General features: G+C 66.6%; 16 protein-coding genes. 14 read left to right on the forward strand and 2 right to left on the reverse strand.

Annotated elements, in window-relative coordinates; genetic code table 11:
• Positions 1 to 31 precede the first annotated feature (31 nt).
• Positions 32 to 364: a YnfA family protein gene (locus ACWEO2_RS10080; protein ID WP_452404982.1), complete on the reverse strand. Its 333-nt coding sequence runs from the start codon at positions 362 to 364 to the stop codon at positions 32 to 34.
• Positions 365 to 397: 33 nt separating this feature from the next.
• The gene (locus ACWEO2_RS10085) at positions 398 to 1,156 is read right to left on the reverse strand and encodes a metallophosphoesterase family protein (RefSeq protein ID WP_452404983.1); all 759 of its coding nucleotides are present in this window, start codon (positions 1,154 to 1,156) and stop codon (positions 398 to 400) included.
• Positions 1,157 to 1,351: 195 nt separating this feature from the next.
• On the opposite strand from ACWEO2_RS10085, the gene ACWEO2_RS10090 reads away from it, so the two are divergent.
• From ACWEO2_RS10090 to ACWEO2_RS10155, 14 genes are all read left to right on the forward strand, one after another.
• On the forward strand, positions 1,352 to 2,317 hold the full coding sequence (locus tag ACWEO2_RS10090; RefSeq protein ID WP_452404984.1) for an alkaline phosphatase family protein: 966 nt from the start codon (positions 1,352 to 1,354) through the stop codon (positions 2,315 to 2,317).
• Between the two features lie 160 nt (positions 2,318 to 2,477).
• Entirely contained in the window at positions 2,478 to 4,883 is a 2,406-nt protein-coding gene (locus ACWEO2_RS10095) for a RelA/SpoT family protein (RefSeq protein WP_452404985.1), read from the forward strand.
• Between the two features lie 341 nt (positions 4,884 to 5,224).
• Positions 5,225 to 6,856 carry a cutinase family protein gene (locus ACWEO2_RS10100; RefSeq protein WP_452404986.1) on the forward strand — a complete coding sequence of 544 codons (1,632 nt, stop codon included), beginning with the start codon at positions 5,225 to 5,227 and terminating at the stop codon, positions 6,854 to 6,856.
• A 54-nt stretch (positions 6,857 to 6,910) separates the two neighbouring features.
• Positions 6,911 to 7,846, forward strand: coding sequence for a hypothetical protein (locus ACWEO2_RS10105; protein WP_452404987.1), 936 nt, complete (start codon positions 6,911 to 6,913; stop codon positions 7,844 to 7,846).
• A 19-nt stretch (positions 7,847 to 7,865) separates the two neighbouring features.
• The gene (locus ACWEO2_RS10110) at positions 7,866 to 8,744 is read left to right on the forward strand and encodes a MinD/ParA family ATP-binding protein (RefSeq protein WP_452404988.1); all 879 of its coding nucleotides are present in this window, start codon (positions 7,866 to 7,868) and stop codon (positions 8,742 to 8,744) included.
• Positions 8,741 to 9,382 carry a hypothetical protein gene (locus ACWEO2_RS10115; RefSeq protein WP_452404989.1) on the forward strand — a complete coding sequence of 214 codons (642 nt, stop codon included), beginning with the start codon at positions 8,741 to 8,743 and terminating at the stop codon, positions 9,380 to 9,382. The genes ACWEO2_RS10110 and ACWEO2_RS10115 overlap by 4 nt, the downstream gene beginning before the upstream one ends.
• 60 nt (positions 9,383 to 9,442) lie before the next feature.
• The gene (locus ACWEO2_RS10120) at positions 9,443 to 9,739 is read left to right on the forward strand and encodes a hypothetical protein (RefSeq protein ID WP_040692318.1); all 297 of its coding nucleotides are present in this window, start codon (positions 9,443 to 9,445) and stop codon (positions 9,737 to 9,739) included.
• Positions 9,740 to 9,747: 8 nt separating this feature from the next.
• Positions 9,748 to 10,023, forward strand: a complete 276-nt coding sequence (locus ACWEO2_RS10125) for a hypothetical protein (protein ID WP_354950750.1) — start codon at positions 9,748 to 9,750, stop codon at positions 10,021 to 10,023.
• A gap of 23 nt (positions 10,024 to 10,046) precedes the next feature.
• Positions 10,047 to 10,745 (forward strand): hypothetical protein, encoded by a 699-nt coding sequence (locus ACWEO2_RS10130; RefSeq protein WP_452404990.1) that lies wholly within the window; start codon positions 10,047 to 10,049, stop codon positions 10,743 to 10,745.
• Positions 10,742 to 11,557 carry a hypothetical protein gene (locus ACWEO2_RS10135; protein WP_452404991.1) on the forward strand — a complete coding sequence of 272 codons (816 nt, stop codon included), beginning with the start codon at positions 10,742 to 10,744 and terminating at the stop codon, positions 11,555 to 11,557. Before ACWEO2_RS10130 ends, ACWEO2_RS10135 begins: the two co-directional genes overlap by 4 nt.
• Positions 11,551 to 12,402 (forward strand): hypothetical protein, encoded by an 852-nt coding sequence (locus ACWEO2_RS10140; RefSeq protein WP_452404992.1) that lies wholly within the window; start codon positions 11,551 to 11,553, stop codon positions 12,400 to 12,402. The genes ACWEO2_RS10135 and ACWEO2_RS10140 overlap by 7 nt, the downstream gene beginning before the upstream one ends.
• The gene (locus ACWEO2_RS10145) at positions 12,396 to 13,886 is read left to right on the forward strand and encodes a hypothetical protein (RefSeq protein ID WP_452404993.1); all 1,491 of its coding nucleotides are present in this window, start codon (positions 12,396 to 12,398) and stop codon (positions 13,884 to 13,886) included. The genes ACWEO2_RS10140 and ACWEO2_RS10145 overlap by 7 nt, the downstream gene beginning before the upstream one ends.
• Positions 13,883 to 15,376 (forward strand): SCO6880 family protein, encoded by a 1,494-nt coding sequence (locus ACWEO2_RS10150; protein WP_354950759.1) that lies wholly within the window; start codon positions 13,883 to 13,885, stop codon positions 15,374 to 15,376. The genes ACWEO2_RS10145 and ACWEO2_RS10150 overlap by 4 nt, the downstream gene beginning before the upstream one ends.
• A 7-nt stretch (positions 15,377 to 15,383) precedes the next feature.
• A complete protein-coding gene (locus ACWEO2_RS10155; protein WP_452404994.1) occupies positions 15,384 to 17,702 on the forward strand; it encodes a hypothetical protein in 2,319 nt (772 codons plus the stop codon).
• Positions 17,703 to 17,726: the final 24 nt, after the last annotated feature.

The following is a 17,726-nucleotide window of genomic DNA, read 5'->3' on the forward strand; positions in this document are numbered from 1 at the left end:
TGCCGGACCGGTGCAGGTAAGGACGCAGGGTTCAGGGGCGCGGGGCGTACATGATGACCGCGACGCCGATGAGGCAGACGGTGGCGCCCAGGTAGTCCCAGCGGTCGGGATGGAATTTGTCGACGATCATGCCCCAGGCGAGTGAGCCCGCCACGAAGACGCCGCCGTAAGCGGCCAGGATGCGGCCGAAGTTCGGGTCCGGTTGGAAGGTTGCGACGAAGCCGTAGGCGCCGAGCGCGAGTACGCCCGCCGCGATCCAGAGCAGCCCGCGCTGCTCGCGCCAGCCCTGCCAGACGAGCCAGGCACCGCCGATCTCGGCGAGTGCGGCGAGGGCGAACAGCAGCAGCGACCGGGCGATCGTCATGCGGTAGAACGTACCTGCTGCGCCCCGCCGCGCTTACACCTCGTAAACCGCATAGGTGCGCCCGAGCACCGGATACGACACATTCCGCACCGGCACCCCGCTGGCAGTGCGCCCGAATTCGGTACCGCCGTGCGCATGGCCGTGGATCGCCAGCACCGCACCGCCCGCATCCACGGCCTCGCCCAGATCGTGACACCCCAGACCCGGGTAGATCTTCGGCGGCTCGCCTGCCAGCGTGTCGACGATCGGCGCGAAATGCATAAGGGCGATACGGGTTTCGCACTCCAGCGAGTCCAATGCGTGACGCAGCCGCAGCGCGTCCAACGGTCCACGGCGCATCCGCGCGCGATGTTCGGCACTGCCTTCATCGGGTCGGCCCGGATACCCCGGAAATCCACCGCTGCCGCCCATCACACCGGCGATACCCAACCGCCGCCCACGCACGTCGAGGGTGACCGCATCGCCGTCGAGCAGATGCACCCCGAGGTCGGTGAGCACGGCGGCAATGCGGTACCCCAGACGCCGGTCGTGATCGTGATTGCCCAGCACCGCGACCACCGGCACCGGCAGCCGGGCGATCTCGGCGCACAGCAGATCCGCCTCGTACAGCGCGCCGCCCTCGGTGAGATCACCGCCGAGCAGCAGCACATCGGCGGTAATCCGCAGCAAGTCCGGACGGAAGCGCCCCGCGACGGCATCGCGCATATGCAGGTCCGCGACGGCGGCGATTCGGATGGGTGCGGTGGCCGTGCCGTCGGCAGCGTGGAACATGGCGGTCAGCCAGCCACACATGTGGCGAGGTGTCAAACGGCTTTTGCTGTTCACCTCACCGCTACGCACCATCGAGCAGTACGAATAGCTTTTAGCTATCGCAAGTTCAATGGTTGTTCAGCGAGGCGACCAGCGATGGCGAGACTGATGAAACATCAATGAACACTCACTCGGTGAACTATCCGAAAGGCACAGGCGTACCGGATCGTTCCGGATATGAGCGCGCGAACCCGCACGTCCCTCGCACGCAGGCAACTGTTCTCCGGTGCCGTTGCCGCAGCGGCCGTTTCGACCGTCCTCGCCACTGGCCGCGCACAGGCCGCCACCCGAGTCGACAAGGTCGTCCTCATCGGACTCGACGGCCTGATGTACCGCAAGATCGAGGAAGTCCGTGCCCCGAACCTCTTGCGGCTCAGCGCCGAAGGCACCCTCGGCCGCACCTCCATCGCCCCGCATGTCACCATCTCCGGTCCGTCCTGGGCCACCGTGCTCACCGGGGTCTGGGGCAGTAAGCACGGGATCACCGACAACAATTTCGACGCCACCCCGTTCGCGAAGTACCCGACGGTCTTCACCCGGCTCGAACGCTCCGATCCGACCCTGAAGACCCAGTCCATCGCCACCTGGGATCAGATCGCCACCATGGCTGGCAGCGGTAACCCCCGCGCCGACGTCGTCATCTCCACCCCAGCCGTCCCCGGTGACGACGACGAAATCGCCACCGATGCCGCCACCGCCGACAGCGTCGTCACTGCCATCACCAAATACGCCCCCGACTTCCTCTTCACCCACCTCGACCAGGTCGACCGCGCCGGTCACAAGCACGGCGGTGCAACCAGCGAATACCGCGACGCCGTCACCCGCATCGACACCCTGGTCGGCCGCATCGTCGCCGCCGTGGACGCCCGCGCCCGCGCCAACCCCGCCGAAGGCTGGACCATCCTGGTCACCACCGACCACGGTCATCGGCCCAAGGGCGGGCACGGCGGCCAAACCCCAGATGAGACAACCAGTTTCGTCATCGCCCGCGGCCCGAACTTCATCGCGGGCGCGACCAGTTCGAGCTTCTCCCTGGTCGATATCACCCCAACTGTGCTGGATATCTTCCACGCCCCGCTCGATCCGGACTTCGACGGCCAGTCCCGCATCCGCCAGCCCGTCGAACCCTTCACCAGCCGATAGGGCACCTTTTTCGCACCTCACACGGTGATGTTTTCCGAGGTTGCCGGCGACTCGGCAACCTCGGATCGAACGCATGACCTGCGCTCGGACTAAAGTTGTGGTCTGGGCGGTTGCAGCGGTCGGATAGGGTGTTGCGATCGCGGCGTGGAGAGGTGGTGGCATGACTCAGCATCTTGGCGAGGCGAATGTCGAGCAATCGGCGGGCGCCCCGCAGTCGAACGGTGCGGCCACCCCGGATGCATCGAAGCCCAAGCCGCAGGTGAGCGGCACTTCCGCGGCGGCGCGCCAGCCCGGTACCGCGGCTGCCGTCCCGACCTCCGCATCCCGGCGGGTGCGCGCCCGCCTGGCCCGGCGCATGACCGGTCAACGCGGTATCGCGGCGGTCAAACCGGTGCTCGAACCGCTGGCCAGCGTGCATCGCGAGCTGTACCCGAAGGCGAACCTCACCCTGCTGCAGCGTGCCTTCGATGTCGCAGACGAGCGCCACGCCCACCAGTTCCGCAAGTCCGGTGACCCCTACATCACGCATCCGCTCGCGGTCGCCAATATCCTGGCCGAACTCGGCATGGACACCACCACCCTGGTCGCGGCGCTGCTGCACGACACCGTGGAGGACACCGGCTACTCGCTCGAGCAGCTGACCCAGGATTTCGGCGCCGAGGTCGCGCATCTGGTCGACGGCGTCACCAAGTTGGACAAGGTCAACCTGGGCGCCGCCGCCGAGGCCGAGACCATCCGCAAGATGATCATCGCGATGGCGCGCGACCCGCGTGTGCTGGTGATCAAGGTGGCCGACCGTCTGCACAACATGCGCACCATGCGCTTCCTGCCGCCGGAGAAGCAGGCGAAGAAGGCCAAGGAAACCCTCGAGGTGATCGCGCCGCTGGCGCACCGCCTGGGTATGGCCACGGTCAAATGGGAACTCGAGGACCTCGCGTTCGCGATCCTGCACCCGAAGAAATACGACGAGATCGTGCGGCTGGTCGCCGATCGCGCGCCCTCGCGCGACACCTACCTGGCGCGGGTGCGCGCGGAAATCGTCAATACCCTTGCGGCGTCGAGGATCAACGCGATCGTCGAGGGCCGCCCCAAGCACTACTGGTCGATCTACCAGAAGATGATCGTCAAGGGTAAGGACTTCGACGATATCCACGACCTGGTCGGCATCCGCATCCTGTGCGACGAGGTCCGTGACTGCTACGCGGCGGTCGGCGTCGTGCATTCGCTGTGGCAGCCGATGGCGGGCCGGTTCAAGGATTACATCGCCCAGCCGCGCTACGGCGTCTACCAGTCGCTGCACACCACCGTCGTCGGCCCGGACGGCAAGCCGCTGGAGGTGCAGATCCGCACCCAGGACATGCACCGCACCGCCGAATTCGGCATTGCCGCGCACTGGCGCTACAAGGAAACCCGCGGCAAGCACTCCAATGACTCCACCGAAGTCGACGATATGGCGTGGATGCGGCAACTCCTCGACTGGCAGCGAGAGGCCGCCGATCCGGCGGAGTTCCTGGAATCGCTGCGCTTCGATCTGAAATCGCCGGAGATCTTCGTCTTCACTCCGAAGGGTGATGTGATCACGTTGCCGCAGAAGTCGACTCCGGTCGACTTCGCCTACGCGGTGCATACCGAGGTCGGGCACCGCTGCATCGGCGCGCGGGTCAACGGCCGACTGGTCGCATTGGAACGTCAGCTCGAAAACGGTGAGGTCGTCGAGGTATTCACCTCGAAGGCACAGAATGCCGGACCCAGCCGCGACTGGCAGAACTTCGTGGTCTCTCCGCGCGCGAAGGCCAAGATCCGGCAGTGGTTCGCCAAGGAGCGCCGCGAGGAAGCGCTGGAGAGCGGTAAGGAGCAGATCTCCAAGGAGGTCCGCCGCGTCGGGCTGCCGCTGCAGCGGTTGATGAGCGTGGACGCGATGACCGCGGTCGCGCATGAACTGCACTACACCGATATCTCCACGCTCTACACCGCCGTCGGTGAGCACCAGGTGTCCGCGCACCACGTCGTGCAGCGGTTGATGGCGCAGCTCGGCGGCATCGGCGATGTCGAGAACGAACTCGCCGAGCGCTCCACGCCGTCGACCACCCCGGCCCGCCAGCGCGTCACCGGTGATGCTGGCGTGCTGATTCCCGGCGCGGCCGGCACGGTCGCCAAACTGGCCAAGTGCTGCACCCCGGTGCCCGGCGACGAGATCATGGGCTTCGTGACCCGCGGCGGCGCGGTCAGCGTGCACCGCACCGACTGCACCAACGCCGGTTCGCTGCGTGAACAGGCCGAGCGCATCATCGACGTGGAGTGGGCGCCGTCGCCGTCCTCGGTATTCCTGGTGGCCATCCAGATCGAGGCCCTCGACCGCACCCGGCTGCTCTCGGATGTGACCAAGGTGCTCGCCGATGAGAAGGTCAATATCCTGTCCGCCTCGGTGGCCACGCACGGCGACCGGGTCGCGATCAGCAAGTTCACCTTCGAAATGGGCGATCCGAAACACCTGGGCCACTTGCTGAATGTGGTGCGCAACGTGGAAGGCGTCTACGACGTCTATCGTGTGACCTCGGCCACCTGATCGCTCCGGTCGAGCACGCTGAACATCGCCGGAGGGCATATCCGGCGCATCCGTAGGGATCGGCGCGGTGGCCGGTGCACGCGGTCCGCCGATCACCGGAATGCGATGTCCACGTTGATGATTCGAATCGCCGAGCGGGCGACCACCGGTTGCCGGGTGATTCCGGCGATCGGAAGTTTGTCGGAATATCGGTGACGGCACGCCGCGAACTGCCATCTGTCCGACGGCGGTTCGCGCGGACTTTTCGTCGAACCCGCAGGAAGAGCCGGAATCTGTTACGGTCTATTGCGTTTCATGGCGTTTTGGTTGGGTGCGGCAACACGAATTGATTGCGGATCGCTATGACGAAGTACACGGCACGGATGTCGGGAATGCTGGTCGCATTCACCGTTGCTGTGGTGACCGCGGGAACCGCCGTGGCGCAACCGTCCGATCCCGTTGGCCCGACGACGAATATCACCATTGGCGCCTGTCCGGCACTGTACGCGTTGGGAATTCAGGGCACCGGCGAATCGTCGCCCGATGCCGCACCGACCACCGATACCGGCATGCTCTCCACGGTCTTCATGCCGATGCTGGCCAAGGCGTCGCAGCCTGGATTGGTCGATCGGGCCTACGTCCCTTATGAATCCGGCTTCGGCGGCGCGACCGCCGGTGGTGCCGCGTCGTACGCGGAGTCGGTGACCGGCGGATTGGCTCGGCTGCGTTCGATGGCCAAGGATGTCGCGGACCGCTGTGCCGGGACCCGTTTCGCGATCGTCGGCTATTCGCAAGGCGCGCATGTGGCCTCGATGTTCGCCCAGGAGGTCGGGCAGGGCCATGGCGTGATCACACCGGACAGGGTCGCGGCGGTCGCCCTGTTCGCCGATCCGACCCGCAATCCCGGTGCGCCGCTGTTTCCCGGCGCGCCGGGCAAGGCGACCCCCGATCCCGCGCCGGGCACCTCGGGCGATCAGATCGCGTCCATCGCGGCACTCCCGCAGGAACCGGCCAGCGGCGGCGGCATCGGACCTGAACGCGATAGGGCCGCCAACTTCGCCGCGCTGACCGGCCGCGTCGCCAGTTTCTGTGCCGCAGGCGATCTCGCGTGCGACGCACCGGAGGGTGCGCCGATCCTCAAAGCGGTGGCCAGTATCGCGGGCCAGACCAAGTTGAGCGGCGGCGATCCGATCGCCTCATTGGTTTCGATCGCGCAGGCGCTGGCCTTCACCTCGATCAAGACCGCAACCGAGGTCGTCAACCAGGACGTCCAAGGCAACTCGCTGGCGAATCTGTCGATCTCGCCCAAGAAGTCGATTTCCCAGCGCCTCGCCGACGCCGCTGATCCGCGAACTCCGCTCGATGCCCCCGCGGCACTGCGGGCACTGCTGAGGGTCGGCACGATCGGTCTGAACGCCGTCGTCACGGTGGTCAAGGCGGTCATCAACCCGGCGACCATCACTCAACTCGCTACCGCAGGCCTGTCCGACCCGGTCTCCGGAATCCTGCTGCTCGGCACGAAATTGTTGGGCGCGCTGACCCAGCTGGTGCCGCCGACGACCGGTGTCCGGCTGGTCACCCAGGCCTTCGACGCAGTTGTACAGAACATCACCGACAACAGCGACCTGCTCAATGTGACAACCTGGGTGCGGTATTGGGACACCGTCCAGCGCCACGGCGCCTACGGCAGCACGGCCGTGACCGCCACCGGTGCGACGCCCACCCGATTCGTCGCCGACTGGTTCGCCGCGGCGGCACACGATCTGGTCGACAAATTCGGCGGCGGCGCGGTGCCGGAGGGTGGGAGCACCAAGCCTGGTACCGGATTCTTCGGACAAACTTCCGGCGCGTCGACTACGCCGAATACCTCCAGTACGGGACAATTTCCGTTTGGGACAGGAGCCGATGGCGCGTCATCCGGCGGCGCGGTGTCGGCTCGGCCCACCGTAGTACCCGGCACCGCAAACAACACCTACCCGTTCTCCACGAACTGATCGCCGAGAGGGTCCGATGATGCATCACGTGCCTCGCGCTGCGGGAATGGGGGAATGTTGAAGTCGTACAAACAGCTGTCGCGCTGGTACGGCGCGCTGGAGCCGGAAGCGGATGTATCCACCCCGCAGCAGGACGAGGCGGAATTGCGGATGCCGAGCGATGAGGACGGCCCGGCCCGATATCCGCACTACATTCGCGAAGAGGATCCCGACGAAATGCGTGCGCGTAATGAGGTTCCGGCCGATCTGGGCTCCAATCGCAGCGAGTTCACCGGTGGCTGGTCGGATTGGGTCGCCGGACACGCCCCCGGCCCGGACGACGACTACGTCGGGCCGCGCGATGGCGAACTCGTCCAGTTCCCGTGGCCGGAGGACGAATACGACAACAGTCGCATTTCGCGCGCCGAGCGGGCGACGCGAGCGTTGCGCCAGGAGGCACGCAATCACCCATCCGCGCGCCGAGCCCGGGTGGTCGCGGTGCTCGTCGTGGCTGTGCTGCTGCTGGCGGCTGCCACCGCCGGCGCGATCTATCTGCTGCGTTCCTCCGGTGATCACGGCGCTGCGGCACCGGTCGTGCCCTCGATGCAGTTCACCGCGGGCAGCGTTCGATCCCAGGGCATTTCGGATTGCCCAACCGAACGCGCCGACCGCATCGTGCGCAGTGCCGAACCCGGTGGCACCGATTCCGGACCGGACGCGATCCTGGCATTTCAGTACGCCTACTACGTGGAACGCTCCGGCGAGCGAGTCCGGGCGGTTGTCGCACCGGATTCGAATATCTCCGCCGCCGAGGTGATCCAGCACGGTATCGACACCGTTCCGGTCGGCACCACGCACTGCGTGCGGATCCAGACCATCACCGAGAACCGGTATTCGGTCGAGGTCACCGAGTACCGGCCCGGCGGCGCGCCCGCCACGTACAACCAGCAGACCGTCACCACGGTGATGGTCGGCGGCCGCACGCTCATCGCGGGCATTGCGGCCGGATGAGTAGGGAGAGCTGATAGCGATGGGAGACGACTGGAGCCGCTGGCTCGATGAGGCGCCCGATGCGGGTGATTCGTCGGACCGGCATGCGCCATCCAAGGCTCCGGTGGTGCGACTGCGGCGTAGCAAGCGCGCTGAGACCGAATCCGCGGAACCGACGCAGCGTTCGATTCTGGTGGTCGGTGGCTGTGGCGGTGCGGGGACGACAACCACGGCATTGGGCCTGGCGGGTGAGTTGGGCATGGCGGGCACGCCGACGGTGGCGGTGGACGCGACCGCGGCGGGCAGCGATCTGGCGCTACGCGGAGCCGATGAGCACCTGCATCCGATCAGTCTGCAGTCGTGGTTGTACGGACGTGGTGGCGATGAACCGGCGCCGTTGAAGGAATGTCTGTCGCAGGCGAGTTCGGGCATCGGATTGCTGTGGCGCGACGCCGCGCCATTGCGTCGGCGTGCCACATACCTCACAGTCGCGCGCGGAATCTATGACGCCGGGTACACCGCGGTCTACGACGGCGGCAACCCGATTGCCGGACGGCAGCTGCGGCCGTTGCTCGATGACGCGGATGTCGCTCTGGTGCTTGCCATTCCGGCGCGCGCCGATGCCGCGAACCGGCTCCGGGTCACCCTGGAATGGCTCGACGACCAGTTCGGCGACTCGGCCGAGGGGCAGGGCGGCGGTATCGTCGGCGATACCACAATCGTTGTCTCACACCAGATGTCGGGTGCGGACTCGCATGTTGCCGACCATTTGCGCGAACATCTGTCCGGCTGGGTCCGCGACATCATGGAGATTCCCTACGATCCGCATTTGGCGCGCGGTGAACTCGTGCGCCACGCATCGCTTGCCGCCGAGACGCGCCGTGCCTATGGGCGGCTGCTCGCCGGAGTGGCATCATGACGGCCGCCATGAAACTTCGCCGTCGAACCGAAGCCGCTAGAGCCGGTGTGGTCGCCCCGCCGGAATCTCGTCGTGCACCTATCTGGGACCGCCCCGTACCCGGCGTCGGCCGGGCTCCGCTGTGGTGGCTGCTAGGTGTGCACGGCGGTGCGGGAGCCAGTACCCTCGCGCATGTGCTTGCGCCCGCGGCGGATTCGGGCCGCCGCTGGCCCGGCGTCTTCGACCGCGAATCCCCTTTCGTCGTATTGGTGGCCAGGGAAACCATTACCGGGCTCACCCGCGCGCATGACCTTCTGCGCCAATACCATTCGGACTTCGCCGGATCGTGTGAGGTGCTCGGTCTGATCACCGTCGCCGCACGTCCCGGTCGCCTGCCCGCCGAGATCCGCCGCTACCGCGATGTGGTCGGTTCGCTCGCGGGCCAGGTCTGGCAGATCCCGTGGTACGAGGAATGGACTCTGGTCGAGCCGGAGAAGCTGCCCATCTGGACCCCCGGCGACGAGACTCCGCCGAAAAAGAAAAAGATCGACCCGCTCGAGGAAGTTCCGCTCGAAGTCCGCGAACTCGGCGCCGATATCGTTGCGGTGGTGCGCGAAAACCTGGATAGCAGTACATCTTTCGAGGAGGGCCACCGATGATCCTGACACTGACCGCCGGACCGGACCGTTGACCACAATTTCAACCCAGAAAGGCAGCCGATGAGCATGATTCTCCTCGCCGTGCAGGACACGTACGGCACTGTCCTGGCTCAGGTCGGTAACCCGACCCCGGAGGCGCCTCCTGGTTCGGAGAAGATCTTGCAGCTGGTCCGGTACCTCACCTGGTTCGTATTGCTCTCCGGAATCTGTGGAATCACCTACGCGGGCGGCAAGTTCGCATGGGAGAAGTGGACCGGTGGTGGACTCGAATCGCCGAAGATGGTGGCCGGAGCCATGATCGGCGGGGTGGTCGCGACCAGCGCGGGCACCATCATGAACGCCGTCATCGGAACCTGATGTCCGCGATGTCGACCGTGCGTATGTCCGCCGCGGAACTGCTCGCTTACAAGCAGATGCCCGCCGAAGTGTTGCAACCGCTGATGCAGCTGCTGAACTGGTTGCTCTGGTTCGTGCTGCTGGTGTGCCTGGCGTGGATGATCGTGTCCGCGGGCCGCCTGTGGATCGCATTCCGGAGCGATCTGGCGATGAACGACGCCTCGCACGGCGTTTTGATGAGTCTGCTCGGGGCAGCGGTGGCGAGTACGGCCTCGGGGATCGCGTTGGCGTTCCTGCCGACGTGAACCGGGATGGGGACGGCCCTGGCATGAATTCCACACCGCTGGCGACCGCTCGCCGGTCGCGCGCAACAGCAGAGCGCGAGCACGCGCGAACCCACCTCATCGCGCCGCGGCGGCGCATCCGCACGCCCGCTGCGGGGGTGTTCGGTGCTGCCATGCTGCTGGCGACGGTCGGCTGCGGCGGCGGTGACGGCGATTCCGGCCCGAACCTGTCGGCCGCGCCGACTCAGGTGCGGTGGCAGCCGTTCCAGGGCGTCGCACTTCCGAATGCCGCGCAGGGGCCCAAGAAAACGGCCAACGGCGCCGCAACGGGTTTCGAGCAGTCACCGAGCGGTGCGGCCCTCGCGGCGATCGTCCACACGGTGCGATTGTCGATCGCCGCCGACAGTCAGTGGCCCGATATCGTGCGCCTCGAGGTGGTGCCGGACAAGGCGAGAGATGAGTGGTCGGTGAACCGCCTGCAGCTCTCGATCACCGGCCCGGCGTCGCCCGAATACGCTCCGAGACTGCTGGGTTACAAGATCACCAGCTACACCGACGCGGCATCGGCCGTCGATGTCTATACCGAATATTCCGACAGCTCCAAGGCGGTGAATCACACCACCGTCGAGTGGTTCGGCAACGACTGGAGGTTACGGCTGCCCGACCAGGACCCGACCGCCCGGCCCATTGAGTCGGTCGATGAATTACCCACGGACATAGTGAAATTGGAGGCACCGGCATGAGCGAAAAGGAGTCGTACCCGCGCGATCGCGTCTCCTTCGGTGTCATCGCGTCCGCGGCCGTGGTGGTGCTCATCGTCGTGGTGGGGATATTCGTTTTCATCGGGCGAGGCGATTCGGGTTCCGGCGGCGACAAGGCTGCCGCCGCAGCGGGTTCCGGCGCGGACGGCTTCGCAACCCCCGAGGTGGATATTCTCGGCAGGCGCGTCGATATCCCGAACAACCCTGCCGGACAACCACTTCCGCAGGATCCGACCCGCCAGCGCAAACCGTCCGACGCGGACTGGCTGACCGCCGCCCCCGAGGGCACCACCGCACCGCACGGCTGGCAGCGGGTCTATGGCGCCTCGGTCCCGTTCTCCACCTCCGACGGACCCACCCGCATCGAAGACGGTCTGGCCGTCGGCTATTCGCACACCCCGCAGGGCGCGGTGCTCGCGGCGGCCCAGATCACCTACCGCCTCAACGCCCGCCCCGCCCACCGCGACCTCTATGTCCGCCAGGTGCGCGTCTCGGCACAGCAGATCGCGGCCTATGACAAGGCGCTGTCCCAGGACAAGCTGCCGGAACAGCAGCCGGAGAAGGTAACTCGGTATTTCGTTGCCTCGGATGCGTTCAGGGTTGAGAACTATGCGGATGATCTGGCGATCATTCAGTTCGCTTCGCGTGGCCCGGTGGTCGACGGCAAGCAGCTGTGGGCGGCTCTGCGATTGGTCATGGTGTGGGATGCGGGGGACTGGCGACTGAAGCCCGCCACCACGAACACCACGCAGACCGAGTATGTCGAATCCCTGAACGGGTGGACGAAATGGTGAGCCTAGGGCCCGGCTCGGGTCCGACACGCAACCGTTCGCCGCTCGCGGTGCTCGGCGTCGGCGCGCTGCTCGCGGTGGTCGTCGCAGTCGCGGTGACCGTGGTTGCGATGCGGGACAACGCCGTTGGCGGCGACCAGGTGTCGAGGACTGGGACGAGTTCGGAGAATGTGCCCGAGACCGGGGCGTCGGGCTTCGGCAATCCGGACGTCGATATGTTCGGTCGCCGAGTCGATGTGCCCGACAATGGCATAGGCGTTGTGCTGGAACAGAATCCCGCACTGCGACAGCAGCCGGGTGGGCCGAATTGGCAGACCGCGGCACCGCAGCCTGCCGGTGGTCAAGGCGTGTGGCAGCGCGTGTTCGGCGGACCTGTGGTGCGGTTCTCCACCTCCGATGGTCCGGCACGCATCGACGGCAAGGCAGCCGTCGGATTCGCCCACACTCCGCAGGGCGCGGCCCTGGCGGCCGAACAGATCTACTGGCGCACCAATGCCAACCCGCGCGACCGTGATCTGCTGCTGCGGCTGGTCGAGGTCACGCCGCAATATCTGGCCGATTACGACCGACTCGTGGCCGAGGGCAAGGTCTCGGATCGACTGCCGGACAAGTTGAGACCCTTGCTGTTCGCTTCGGATGCATTCCGAATCGAGAGCTATACCGAAGATTCAGCGATCGTCCAGTTTGCGAGAAAGGCTCGAGAAACAGCTGATGGCCAACCAACATGGGTCGGCATGCGCCTGGCAGTCGTATGGCGCGAAGGCGATTGGAAGCTCACGGCGGTGAGTGGACAGCAGCAAGTCCAGATCGATTCCCTGCGCAGCATCGAGGGGTGGACACAATGGTGAGGCGTCTAGTCACGATTTTCGCGGTCATCTTCACGGTGATGATCGCGACACCGACGGTGGCATACGGACAGACCTACGGTTTCGACGACACGTGCAACGAACTGCACGACACCCTCGACAATGTCGGCCTGCCGGGGGTATCCCTCGGTGACGCCGCGTCGGCGGTATGCAAGGCGGGTAACGCCGCGTCACATCCCAGCGGCGTCGCGAACGCGATCAAGGACAAGGCCTGGGATTCGACCTTCGGCAAGGTTGTCGATTCGCTGATGAACGGCCTCGGCGAGGCCATCATCCTCGCATTGACCTTCTGGATGAAGGTCCCCAACGAGGCGGCCAGCGATAACGGTTCGTTGTTCGTGAAGATCAACGATTACACCTATCAGGCGCAGATATTGCTGCTGATAGCCTCGGTGATCCTGTCCGGCGCCAGACTGGCCGAAGCCAGACGCGGCGCCGCGATGAACGAGGCGGCCGAATCGTTCCGCATGTTCGCCCGTGTGGTTTTCAGCTCCTGGATGCTCGGCGCCGTCATCGTCGCCGGTACCCAGGCCTCGGATCGCTTCTCCGAGTGGATCATCAACGATTCGACCAATGGCAATGCCAAGGACCTGGCCGAGCTGATGGTGAAAACCAGTAAGTTGCAGGCGTTTTCGCCAGGTCTGGTGCTGATCATCGCGATCGTCGGATTGCTCGGCGCGCTCGCGCAGATCGTGCTCGCCATCGTCCGGCAGGGCCTGCTGCTCATCGCGGCGGGTGTGCTGCCACTGGCGGCGGCCGCGTCCGGTATGAATATCGGCAAGCAGTCCTATCAGAAGCTGATCGGCTGGATCATCGCGTTCATGCTCTGGAAGCCGGTGGCCGCCATCGTCTATATGATCGCGTTCACCACTGCGGGCCATGTGGATTCGCTGACCGATACCGGCGGGCTGCCCGAAGGTGAACAGGCACAGCGGATGTTGGTCGCGATCGTGCTGCTGTGCAGTGTCGCGTTCGTGCTGCCCGCGCTGATGCGACTGGTGACGCCCGCGGTCGCGATCGTGGGCAGCGGCGGTTCCGGTCTCACCGCGACGGGTGGAACCCTGATTGCGGTAGGCGCTTTGGGTGCGATGGGTACCAAGGCCGTTTCGGTCAAGGGTGCCGCACCGGGTTCGGCTGGGTATGTCAGCGGTTCGTCCACCGGTCCGCGGCCCCCGGGCGGCGCCGGCGGTCCGCGCGGTGGCGGTGGCGCCCCGCGTCCGGTCCCGCCGCGCGGTGGCGGTGGCGGTGGCGGCGGCGGTGCCGCGACGGGCGCACCTCCGCGCGCCTCCGGCCCGCAGGGCGGGGCGGGAGTACCGTCCGGAGCGTCCAGGGCGGCGGGTGCGATCGGTGCGGCCCGCGCCGCGACCGCGCCGCTGACCCGCGCCGATGAGGCCATGGGTGATGTAGCTGGTGACCGCTGGGCGAATCGTTCGCCCGACCTCGGGAGGAGCACCATTCCGCGATGACGATGACGAGCGATCCCTACGAGCGCCGCTCGTACGGGCTGTGGCAGAAGCCGCGCAGCGCAGGCCTTTTCGGTCTGCGCTGGGAAGAGACCGTCATCGGCTTCGTCGTCGTGATCACGGCCCTGATCTGCGCCATGGTCGGCGGGTTCCAATGGGGTCTGATCGTGGGCGGCACCGGCGTTGTCGTGATGGTTCCACTGGTGTGGCGGACCGGGGGCCGCTCCGGATACGAGAACGGATTGATGATGTTCAACTGGATGCGCTCACGCAGCCGCGGCGAGCATGTGTACCGAGGTGGCCGGTTCTCGCGGATTCCGGGCGGTGTCACCCGGCTACCCGGTCTGCTCGCCCCCTCGAAGCTCTATGAGGGCATCGATGCGGGCGGCTACAGCTTCGGCATGATCCACCTACCGCAATTCGCCCAGTACACAGTGGTTTTGCGGGCGTGGCCGCAGGGCCACGAGGCCGTCGATCAGCCGGTCATCGATCGCTGGGTCTCGGCATGGGGCACCTTCCTCGCCTCGGTCGGTCAGACCAGTGACATCGTCGCCGTGGTCCCGGTGATCGATACCGTGCCCGAAACCGGCAACCGGCTGCTCACCGAGGTTTCCACTATCACCCGGCCGGAAGCACCGGAACTGGCGCAGCAGGTGATGTACGAACTCGCGACCGAACTACCGCAGGAACGGGTGCAATTGCTCCCGCGGGTCGCGATCACCTTCAAGGCGACCACCGCCGAGCGGCGCAAGAATCCCGCCGAGGAGGCCGTCGAGATCGGGCGCAGGCTGCCGGGCATCTGCGCCGCGCTCGCCGAGGCGGGCGTGCGCGCCCAGCCCATGTCGGCCGATGAGGTCATCTCATTCATCCGGCGCAGCTACGACCCGGCCTCGCAGGCCGATCTCGAGGTCGCCGCCGGCGAACCCGAAGGGCACGGGCTGGATTGGGCCGATGCCGGACCGGTCTCGCACGACGAGAAGTGGGATCATCTGGTGCACGACGGCGGTCGCTCGGTCACCTGGGAGATGGACGCCGCACCCGAGGGGGCGGTGGACGAGCGGGTGCTGCAGCGGCTGCTGGCGCCGAATCCCGAAGTGCCGCGCAAGCGCATCGCCATCGTGTACCGTCCGCATTCGGCTGCCGACGCCGCCGAAATCGTCGATGACGACTTCAAGAACGCGCTGGTGGCACAGCAGAGCGAACGCGGTGTCGTCTCGGCGGCCGCGACCCTGCGGGTAGGCGCCACCCAGCAGGCCCGTGAGGAACAAGCCCGGGGTCACGGTGTGACCCGCTTCGGGGCGCTGGTGACCATTACCGAGCCCCTGCGCGGCGACCTGCCGCGTATCGAAGCCATAACCCGCGACCTGTCCACACAGGCGCGGTTGAAGATCCGGCGGTGCTACCGCTATCAGGCGGCGGCCTTCGCGGCCTCGCTCGGTTGCGGGGTGATCCTGCCGGAACACGCGACAATTCCGAAAGCCTTGGCGGGGTGAGCGATCCATGGCACGTGAGTACGAGCCACCCGTGCGCGAGCGGGACGAGGTGCGCCGCAGGCGGCGTCCCGAGGACGAAACGTTGGCGCCGCCGACCAGTGACGGTCGGCCCCGCCCCGCACAGGGACGTGTACAGCGGCCCACCGGCGGCCGGGTCGAGCGGTCGGGCATCGAGGACATGCCCGACCGGGATCGGCGGTCCGCGCGGGTGAGCGGCGGCGAACGGACCGGGGTGGGCCAGACGTCCGATCGGGAGCGGCGACCGTCGCGCGATGCGGCAGAGCGTCGGGCGCGTCCCGGCGCCGGGTCCGCCGACGGTGGCCGTGCCGATCGGCCGCAGTCCGGCTCCGAGCGCGGGCGCACCAGATCCGAAAGCGGCCGGGGTGAGCGAGCTTCGGCCGATCGTGGCCGTCTCGACGGCGCCAGGACCGCCCGCCCCACACGCGAGGGCGCACCACAACGATCGGTACGGGGGAAACGCGTGGCACGACCGGATCGCAACGGAGCCAGGACGAGTCGCGAGGCACAGCGCGCGGCCAAGGTCGACTACACCGCCGACCGTGCGATGGGCACCCCGCAGATGGATAAGGCCGCCCGCCGGGCAAAGGCCAGGGCCGATAAGCGCAAGCAGTCCGGTCCGCCCCTGCTCGACGATGTGACCCGGGCCAAACTCGAACAGATCAGCCGCGAGGGCACCGGACTGCGGGCGGCCTTCGCGACTTTCCGTGTCCGCACCGACGATATCCGCCGCCGCAACTATGCGGCCCGCGCCGAACAGGTCTTCGAGGACGGATTCGACCGCAGCACGGCCCAACTCACCGATCGCGGCTATCTGGGCCCGGGTGGCGGCCGGATGAATGTCGTCGGCCGCCCGGTCGAATACCGGGCCACCACTGCCCAGGTGGCCGGCCTGTGGCCGTGGTCGGTCGGCGCCGGTGCGCCATTGATCGGCACTCCGCTCGGTTCGCATCTGCACACCGGCGCGCCGGTCTGCTTCGATCCGATGAACTGGTTCCTGCGCGGCAGCTTCATTACCGCGCCGAGCCTTTTCGTCTTGGGGCTCAATGGTTTCGGTAAGTCCTCGCTGGTGCGCCGGATCGTGCTCGGCGGTATCGCACAGGGCATCACCCCGCTGATCCTGGCCGACGTGAAACCGGACTACCGCAAGCTGGTCGAGCTGGTCGGCGGTCAGGTGATCGATCTGGGCTACGGCCACGGCAAGCTCAACCCGCTCGCCGCGGGTGTGCTCGGTTCGGTCGTGCCGTTGCTGGACGAGCTTCCCGCACTGCAACTTCAGGTGCTGCAGGACCTGCGCGCCCGCCAGGTCACGCTCATCGCCGGTCTGGTGGAACTCGTGCGCGGCGCACGCGTGCGCGACTACGAGGAGACCCTGATCGCCACCGCGCTGCGCATCCTCTACCGGCCGGGCAGTGGCTACACCCCGGACCAGCCGCCCATCATGGAGAACCTGCTCGAGGTGATCGTCAGCGGCGGTGACGAATTACAGCTCGACGCGGGTGCCGACGACCCCAACGAATACCAGGTCGCCATCAAGGGCCTGCGGCGTTCGCTGCGCGCACTCACCCAGGGCCCCTTCGGCGCGATCTTCAACGGGCAGACCAGCGTTCCGATCGATACCAGCGCGGTCGCGGTCTGCATCGACGTCTCGCACATCCCCACCGGCGATAAGAAACTCAAGGCCGCCGTGATGCTGGCCTGCTGGGCCGACGGATTCGCCTCGGTGGAGGCCGCACATGTGCTCGCCGACGCGAATCTCGGCCCGCAGCGCTATTTCCAAGTGGTCATGGACGAGCTGTGGCAGGTGCTCGGACTCGGTGACTTCATGGTCGACCGGGTCGATGAGCTGACCCGTCTACAGCGCACCATTGCCACCGCGTTGATCATGATCAGCCACACCATCAAGGACCTGCAAGCACTGGGATCGGAGGCCGCCATCGCGAAGGCGCTCGGCTTCCTCGAACGCGCGCGCGCCAAGATATTCGGCGCGCTGCCCGGCGAGGAGATCAAACGCCTGGACAGCGTGGTTCCATTCACATCCGCCGAGGAGGAGATGGTGACCGGATGGTCCGCACCGCAAGCGCTGACCGGTGAGGCACTCAAACCCGGCCAGCAACGTCCGTCACCGCCGGGTACCGGCAAATTCCTGTTGAAGATCGGTGAGGATCGTCGCCCCGGCATCCCGTTCCATATGGAATTCACTCTGTCCGAGAAGGAGAGTGGTATCCACGAAACCAACCAGCGTTTCTCCGAGTTCACCGAATCCACTTCGCGCGGTGGCGATTCCCCCAATGGGAGCGCCGCATGAGAAAACCCGCACTGTTATGGAGAC

This window comes from Nocardia sp. NPDC004278 (assembly GCF_053602975.1).